We start from the raw sequence: 6,801 nt of genomic DNA, 5'->3' as shown, positions 1-6,801 counted from the left end.
CGCCCCAGCGCTGCTCCAGCTCCTTGGCCAGCCGGGCGAAGTCCTCGGGCCGGGTGACGTCCAGTTCCAGCACCTCGGCGGGGCGGGGCAGGACGTCCGCGGCCAGCTCGGTGATCCGCCGGGCCCGGCCGAAGCCGGTGAGCAGGACCTCGGCGCCCGCCTCCTGGAGCGCCCTGGCGGTGTGCCAGGCGATGGAGTCCTCGTTGAGCACCCCGGTGATCAGATAGCGGCGTCCGTGGAAGCCGAGCATCACTCCTGGCCTTTCGTCGTACCGGTCGTACCGGGTGCGTCGGCCGCCGCCAGCACCAGGGCCGCGTTGTGTCCGCCGAACCCGAAGGAGGTGGAGAGCCCGGCCCGCCGGCCGCCGGGCAGGGCGGGGGCGGCGAGCGGGGTGGCGTGGCGGATCAGGTTCAGCGGGCCGAGCTTCCCGTCCGGCTCGCGCAGCCCGACGGTGGGCGGGGCGGTGGCGTGGCGCAGCGCCTGCAGGGTGGCGATGGCCTCCACCGCGCCGGCGGCGCCGAAGAGGTGGCCGGTGCAGGACTTGGTGGAGGAGAGCGGGACGGCTTCCAGGGCCGGTCCGAGCGCCAGGCGCAGGGCCTCGCACTCGGAGGCGTCGTTGAGGACGGTCCCGGTGCCGTGGGCGTTGAGGTAGCCGAGCTGTCCGGGGGCGACGCCGGCCGCTTCGAGCGCCAGGGTGACGGCGCGGGCCGCGGGCCCGCCGGTCGGGTCCGGGGCAGTGAGGTGGTGGGCGTCGCAGGTGGAGCCGTAGCCGAGCACCTCGCCGAGCACGGTGGCGCCGCGGGCGGCGGCGCCGGCTTCGGTCTCCAGGACCAGGATTCCGGCGCCCTCCCCGATCAGCAGGCCGTCCCGGTCACGGTCGAAGGGCACCGAGCGGCCGCTCTCGGAGAGCGCCCCGGCGGTGCGGAACGCGGCCCGCACCAGCTCGGAGGTGGAGGCCTCGGCGCCGCCGACCACGACGGCGTCGGCGGCTCCGGCGGCGAGCAGCAGCAGGGCGGTGCCGATCGCCTGGGTGGCGCTGCTGCACGCCGAGGCCAGGCAGAGCGCCTCGCCCCGCAGGCCGTGGCGCTGGGCGATCTGGGAGGCCGCGGCGTTGGCCATCATGGCGGGCACCATGAGCGGGGAGACGAACTCCGCGCCCTGCTCCCGGAGCACCTCGGCCTGGTTCTCGAAGCTCGACGTCCCGCCGAGCGCGCAGCCCACCACGCAGGCGACCCGCTCGGCGGGGTAGGGCGGCGGGCCGTCCGTCCATCCCGCCTGGGCCAGGGCCTCGGCGGCGGCGACGAGCGCGAGCTGGGTGAAGCGGTCGGTGCGGCGGATCTGCTGGCGCGACAGGTGGTCGGCGGGCCGGAAGTCCCGGCACAGCCCGAGCCCGTCGGCGAGCCCGCTCTCGCCGGCCACCGCCCGCCGGTGCAGTTCGTCGGCGCCCACGCCCAGCGGGGTCACCGCGCCCAGGCCCGTGACGACGGCCCGGGGCCTCACTCCAGCCCGGCCTTCCGGCGGCACAGGTCGAGCACCTCGCCGACGGTGTACAGCTGGTCGAAGTCCTTGGGCTTCACCGGGATGCCCAGTTGCTTGCGGATGGACTGGCTGAGCTCGACCATGTCGAGCGAGTCGATCTCCAGCTCGTCCAGGGCGGCGTCGTCGACGATGCCCTCGCGTTCGACGCCGAGGTCGACCAGGGCGTCGACGACGAAGTTCTCGATGGCGGTGCGGTCCAGTGTGTCGGGCATGGCTCTCCTCGTCCGCGCGGGGCGGCGGTGGCGGTGCGGGGGACGTACGGGCGGTGCCGTGGACGTACGGGCGGTGCCGTGCGGGCGGCGGGCAGGGGGGCGGGCTCAGAGCGCCGGACCGGCCTTGGTGGCGTGGTACGGGGCCCAGTGCCACTGCTGCCAGTAGCTCTCGGCGATGTCCAGCCACTGCTCCAGCCGGGCGGCGTCGTCCAGGAAGCGGTTGGCGCTGACCACCAGCCAGCTGTAGACGGCCTGGCTGTCCCGGCAGCCGCCGCAGTCGCCGGAGGTGCAGCAGAACTGGAGCGACTCGTAGTCGGCGCCCCAGACGTTGAAGCCGGGGATGACCGGGTTGCCGTTGGCGACGCGGTCCTCGTGCTCGGGGGCGTCGACGCTGAGGCTGGGGCAGACGTCGTAGCCGAACCGGCCGCCCCAGTGCGTCCGGCCGGTGACCAGGGTCCGAATGAAGTACGGGTGGCTCACCACCGCCTGCGGGTACAGCTCCTTGACCCGCTGCGCCTCGTCCAGCACCCGCTGCTCGTTGGCGATCTTCAGCGGGGTCTCGGTGCCGTGCTCGCTGTAGAAGTTGAAGGTGACGATGTTGCCGTTCTCGGCGATCTTCCGCACGGTGGGCTCGATGTGCTCGACCCCGGCCTCGGAGAGCGCGTAGATGAACAGCACCCGCTGGTCGTCCCGGTAGTGCTTGAGCGCGGTGTCGAACAGGCCGGTGAACTTGGAGCCGTTGACCCGGATCGCGCGCAGGTCGTCGTCGAGCGGGCCGCCGCCGAAGATGCTGACCGCGATGGCGATCTTCTCGAAGCCCTGCTTGGGCATCGGGCGCAGGCCGTTGGTGGAGATGGTGATGTACGGCAGCTGTTCGACGAAGGCCTCGACCCGGCGCGGGACGAGGGTGGGCTCGCCGCCGATCAGGGTGGCCTGGTTGACGCCGTCGTCGGCCAGCTTGCGGGCGAAGGCCCGGATGCGGTCCAGGTCGGACAGCTCCTTGACGGCCGTGTCGAAGCCGCCCTCGAAGTACCAGCAGCCCTTGCAGCGGATGTTGCAGGTGTTGGTGAGGTGGACCTCGCAGGAGCGGACCTCGCGCCCCAACCGGCGCAGCCGGTGCAGGCGTTCGGCCAGGTCGGGCCGGTCGGCGATGAGTTCGGCGGTGCGCGCCTTCGCCTCGCGTCGGCTCAGCGGGCGCTGTTCGATGGTGACGGGTGTTGCCATGGCGATGGGCTCCTCGGGGGTCGCGGGATCGGCGTGCTGCTGTTCCCGCTACTCCGGGAGGCGCAGACCCAGGTTCTTGATGCGCGGGGTGACCTTCTCCCGCCACAGGTCGCAGGCCTCGCCGTTGGTGGTCTGCCGCAGGCCGAAGCGGACGGCGAGCTTGGCGCGCTCGGAGCGCGGGCTGCCGAAGATCCGGATGAAGGTCGGCCACAGCCGGTCCAGGGCCTGCTGGAGCTGCTCGCGGCCGTCGTCGGTGGCGGCGAGGTTGCGGCACACCCGGGCGCCGTGGGCGATGTGCACCTTCTCGTCGAGGATGATCGTGCGCACCGCGTCCGCCCAGGGCCGGTAGCTGCTCTGCGCGAACTCGGAGATCATCACCATCGCGGTCTCCTCCCCGATGTAGGAGAAGATCCCGCGCTCGGCCCAGGTGGTGCAGGTGTGGAACTCCTGGGCGCGGAACAGGTTCCGCTCGGCCAGGGTCTGCTTCTCCATGTAGGTGGTGTCCACGCCGACCTCCGCGAGGACCCGCTTGCCGATCTTGTAGTGGTCGTACTCCTCGGCGGCGCGCTCGGCGCAGACCTGCCGCTCCTCCGCGTCGGGGGCCAGCGGCAGGAAGACCTGCACGTAGTCGTCGCCGCCGGAGAGCTCGCCCTCGGTGTTGACCACCATGCCGCGGATCGCGATCTCCCGGTACTCCTCCGGCATCGCCAGGAACTCGTCGGGAGTGCGGACCACCACCGCCTCGTCGTCCAGAATGGAAATACCCATGGCACAACACCCCGTCTCTGAAGCAGGACTCTGAAGCAGGACATGGTCGGGCATGAACGGGTGGGGGCCTGTTTTCCACCGAGGCCCCTGACGACCACAAGGAAAAGACGCCGCCCCCCAGCGGCCGGCGGAGTTCCGCATCGGCTCCGCTGAACTTCCTCGGAGCGTAGGTGCTGCATTTTGGGCCGAACAAGGTCCCTATCGAATCGTGCCGAGCGGATTCGGCCACCGGGCGGCACCGGAGCGGCCTGTTCCGGCCGTCACGACACCGTCAGGACATGCGCAATTATCATTCCCGCAACGGATCTTGGCGGTTGACCACGGCAAACGAAGCTGGCCGGAAGCGGTCCTGGACCGCCCCGGGCGCACCACCGGTCCGACGGTTACGCTGAGCCCCATGACCACCGACTCGAACACGGCGGTCGCCACCGTCGACGTCCTCCTGGGCCCCGATCAGCTCAATGACCTGATCACCGGCCAGTTCTCCGACTACGCCGCCTGCCGGGTGACCGGGGTGGACGGCCGGACCCTCACCATGGCCGTGGACGGCGACCGGCTGCGCACCCGCCCGGGCGGCACGATCTCGGGCCCGGAGCAGGCCGGCCTGTGCGACCTGGCCGCGTTCCTCCTGATCAACTCCCGGCTCGGGCCCACCCTGATGGCGCTGACCAGTTCGCTGCAGATCAGCTTCCTCAACCGGCCGCGGCCCGGGGCGCTGCGCGTGCACGCCAGGACGGCCAAGTTCGGGCGCCGGCTGTGCGTGGTGCTGGCCGAACTGCTGGACGCCGACGACGTCCTGGTGGCCAGCGCCACGCTGACCTACGCGATCCCACCGGCCCGCCCCGAGACGGTCTGACGGCTCCCTCCCCTCCTCCCTCCGCACCACGGGTTCGTCGCACCACGGGTTCGTCCTGCCGCCGCGCCGGCCCCGGCGGCCGGACGAACCCGACATCACGAATACGGGGTGGGGTATATTGGCAGGGCGGCTCCGCCCCTGGGAGCCCGGAGAACGGAGAACGACCATGTGCCGACGAGTCGCCTGCCGCACCTGCGGGAAGCCGGGCTTCGCCGGGTGCGGGATGCACGTGGAGCAGGTCCTGGCCGGGATACCGAAGTCCGCCCGGTGCGACTGCGCCGAGCAGGGCCGTACGGGCAAGGGCTGGCTCGGCAGGCTGTTCGGCCGCCGCTGATCCCCAGCCCGTTCCCACCCCCCATCCACATCCCCCGCCCGTCCGTACGCCAACAACTGGCCAGCGTGGCGTGAAAGGTGACAGTAAGTCGGCCGAGTTCACGATCTTTCGGACAGGAGACGATCTCGGTATTGATCTACGGCCCGGTCACCTCTAGGTTGCGGTGCAATGTCACACTGAGCCGCCCTACGGCGTCCCCGGGGGGAATACCGTGCCGGACACCGCACTGGAAGCACCGCAACTCGCCTCGAACAAGCTGCCCCGGCCCTTCTACCGGCTGGCCGCGGGCGATGCCCTGAACACCTACGGCAGCCAGCTCGACCTCGTCGCGCTGAGTCTGTTCGCCTACGAGGCCTCCGGGAACGCGCTCGGCACGGCCGGGTACCTCGTCCTGCGGCTGTCCGGCGGCCTCGCCGGCGGGCTGGTCGCCGGACGGCTGGTGGCCCGGCTGGACCGCCGGCGGCTGATGACGGGCTGTGCCCTGGCCCAGGCGCTGGCGCTGGTCGTCGTCGCCCTCGTCCCGGCCTCGCTGCGCATCCCCGTCCTCTACCCGCTCGCCCTCGTCCTCGGCGGCGCCGCCGCGGTGGCCGCCGTCGCCCTGCGGACCAGCATCCCCGAGATGGTCGGCGCCGAGCGCCGCGCCCGCGCCAACAGCCTGATGGCGAGCTGCCGTTCCACCGCGATGGTGCTCGGCTTCGCCTCCGCGGGCGTGGTGGTGGCCTGGGCCGGGTTCCGGGCCGCGCTGCTCATCGACGCGGCCAGCTTCGTCCTGTTCGGGGCGCTGGTGGTCCGGCTGCCGCTGCCCACCAGGGCCGCGAAGGCGGAGGAGCCCGCGGCCCCGCCGGAGGAACCCGCGCCGACGGCCGGCAAGCGCCGCCCCCGGTGGCAGGCCCTGGTCGTCCTGCGGGCCGCCCCGGTGGTGGGCGCCATGGCGGGGATCCGCCTGCTGGACGCCTTCGGCTCCTCGGCCCACAACATCAGCCTGCCGGTCTTCGCCAACCAGTCGTCCCCCGACAACCCGGCCGCCCTGCTCGGCACCTTCTGGGCCACCTGGGCGATCGGCAACCTCGGCGCCCAGCAGCTGGTCTCCCGGTTCATGCTGCGCCGGGGCATCGAGCCCGGCGAGCGCGGCTTCGCACTGGGCACCTGTCTGATGTCCGCCTGCTTCATCCTGGTCTTCACCGACCTGCCCACCCCGCTCTTCCTGTTGGCCGCGATCGGCGCCGGCCTCGGCGACGGCTTCACCGAGATCTCCTACACCACCCGGATCCAGGCCCTCGCCGACGAGCGGCGCGGCGAGGCCTTCGGCATCCTCACCTCCGCCGAGAACGTCGGCATGGGTACCGGGATGCTGCTGAGCGGCTCACTGCTCGCCGTGCTCAGCCCGCTCACCGTGGTCGGCGTCTCGCACGCCGTCCCGATCGTGCTGGCGCTCGCCTTCCTGGTGATGGTCGCCCGCACCCGCCGCCACCGCCGCTGAGCACACGGCGCACCCGCGCACCGCACACCACCTCGACTCACCACCGCGCACCCGCGCACCCGCACACCACCTCGACCCACCACCGCGGACCCGCGCACCCGCACACCACCTCGACCCACCACCGCGGACCCGCACACCTCCGCACCCCCGGCGCCCCCGCGCCGTACGCGCCACCCACCTCCGCTCCCCCTCCCTCACCCGGGGCGGCCCACACCCGCGCCCCGGCACCGATCCGAAAGGTGCCGAACGTCATGAGCCCCACCGGTCCCGACCACGGCCGGCTACGCACCCTGGAAGCCCGGCTGCTGCTGCGCCCCGAGATCGCCGACTGCGCACTGCTGCCCACCGAGCACGCGAACGGCCGCCCCGGCCTGCTGGCCTACCTGGT

At 72.5% G+C, this 6,801-nt stretch carries 8 protein-coding genes; 3 read left to right on the top strand and 5 right to left on the bottom strand.

Features of this window, described 5'->3' with window-relative positions:
* The 5 genes from ACFU6K_RS26885 to ACFU6K_RS26865 form a co-directional block, all read right to left on the bottom strand.
* On the bottom strand, nt 1–250 hold a 250-nt coding region (locus ACFU6K_RS26885; protein WP_380667180.1), incomplete at its 3' end, for an SDR family oxidoreductase.
* Nucleotides 250–1,500 (bottom strand): beta-ketoacyl-[acyl-carrier-protein] synthase family protein, encoded by a 1,251-nt coding sequence (locus tag ACFU6K_RS26880; RefSeq protein ID WP_380667178.1) that lies wholly within the window; start codon nt 1,498–1,500, stop codon nt 250–252. The genes ACFU6K_RS26880 and ACFU6K_RS26885, both read right to left, overlap by 1 nt.
* Nucleotides 1,497–1,751 (bottom strand): acyl carrier protein, encoded by a 255-nt coding sequence (locus tag ACFU6K_RS26875; RefSeq protein ID WP_049652425.1) that lies wholly within the window; start codon nt 1,749–1,751, stop codon nt 1,497–1,499. The genes ACFU6K_RS26880 and ACFU6K_RS26875 overlap by 4 nt, the downstream gene beginning before the upstream one ends.
* Nucleotides 1,752–1,856: 105 nt before the next feature.
* On the bottom strand, nt 1,857–2,975 hold the full coding sequence (locus ACFU6K_RS26870; protein ID WP_380667176.1) for a radical SAM protein: 1,119 nt from the start codon (nt 2,973–2,975) through the stop codon (nt 1,857–1,859).
* A 48-nt stretch (nt 2,976–3,023) separates the two neighbouring features.
* Nucleotides 3,024–3,743: a Phenylacetic acid catabolic protein gene (locus ACFU6K_RS26865; protein WP_380667174.1), complete on the bottom strand. Its 720-nt coding sequence runs from the start codon at nt 3,741–3,743 to the stop codon at nt 3,024–3,026.
* Between the two features lie 397 nt (nt 3,744–4,140).
* On the opposite strand from ACFU6K_RS26865, the gene ACFU6K_RS26860 reads away from it, so the two are divergent.
* From ACFU6K_RS26860 to ACFU6K_RS26850, 3 genes are all read left to right on the top strand, one after another.
* The gene (locus tag ACFU6K_RS26860; protein WP_380667172.1) at nt 4,141–4,599 is read left to right on the top strand and encodes a PaaI family thioesterase; all 459 of its coding nucleotides are present in this window, start codon (nt 4,141–4,143) and stop codon (nt 4,597–4,599) included.
* A 166-nt stretch (nt 4,600–4,765) separates the two neighbouring features.
* Entirely contained in the window at nt 4,766–4,933 is a 168-nt protein-coding gene (locus ACFU6K_RS26855) for a hypothetical protein (RefSeq protein WP_380667170.1), read from the top strand.
* Nucleotides 4,934–5,144: 211 nt separating this feature from the next.
* Entirely contained in the window at nt 5,145–6,413 is a 1,269-nt protein-coding gene (locus ACFU6K_RS26850) for an MFS transporter (RefSeq protein WP_380667168.1), read from the top strand.
* The last annotated feature ends 388 nt before the right edge of the window (nt 6,414–6,801 follow it).

Source organism: Kitasatospora sp. NPDC057512, from assembly GCF_042802135.1.
In the GTDB taxonomy this organism is placed as follows: domain Bacteria; phylum Actinomycetota; class Actinomycetes; order Streptomycetales; family Streptomycetaceae; genus Kitasatospora.
Note: the sequence above shows the minus strand (reverse complement) of the source record. Positions and strands in the feature narration are given on the sequence as shown.

Bases quoted from the DNA above. Each gene is read 5' to 3' on its own strand.
- ACFU6K_RS26875 (WP_049652425.1), bottom strand. From the start codon at position 1,751: ATGCCCGACACACTGGACCGCACCGCCATCGAGAACTTCGTCGTCGAC.
- ACFU6K_RS26870 (WP_380667176.1), bottom strand. From the start codon at position 2,975: ATGGCAACACCCGTCACCATCGAACAGCGCCCGCTGAGCCGACGCGAG.
- ACFU6K_RS26865 (WP_380667174.1), bottom strand. From the start codon at position 3,743: ATGGGTATTTCCATTCTGGACGACGAGGCGGTGGTGGTCCGCACTCCC.
- ACFU6K_RS26860 (WP_380667172.1), top strand. From the start codon at position 4,141: ATGACCACCGACTCGAACACGGCGGTCGCCACCGTCGACGTCCTCCTG.
- ACFU6K_RS26855 (WP_380667170.1), top strand. From the start codon at position 4,766: ATGTGCCGACGAGTCGCCTGCCGCACCTGCGGGAAGCCGGGCTTCGCC.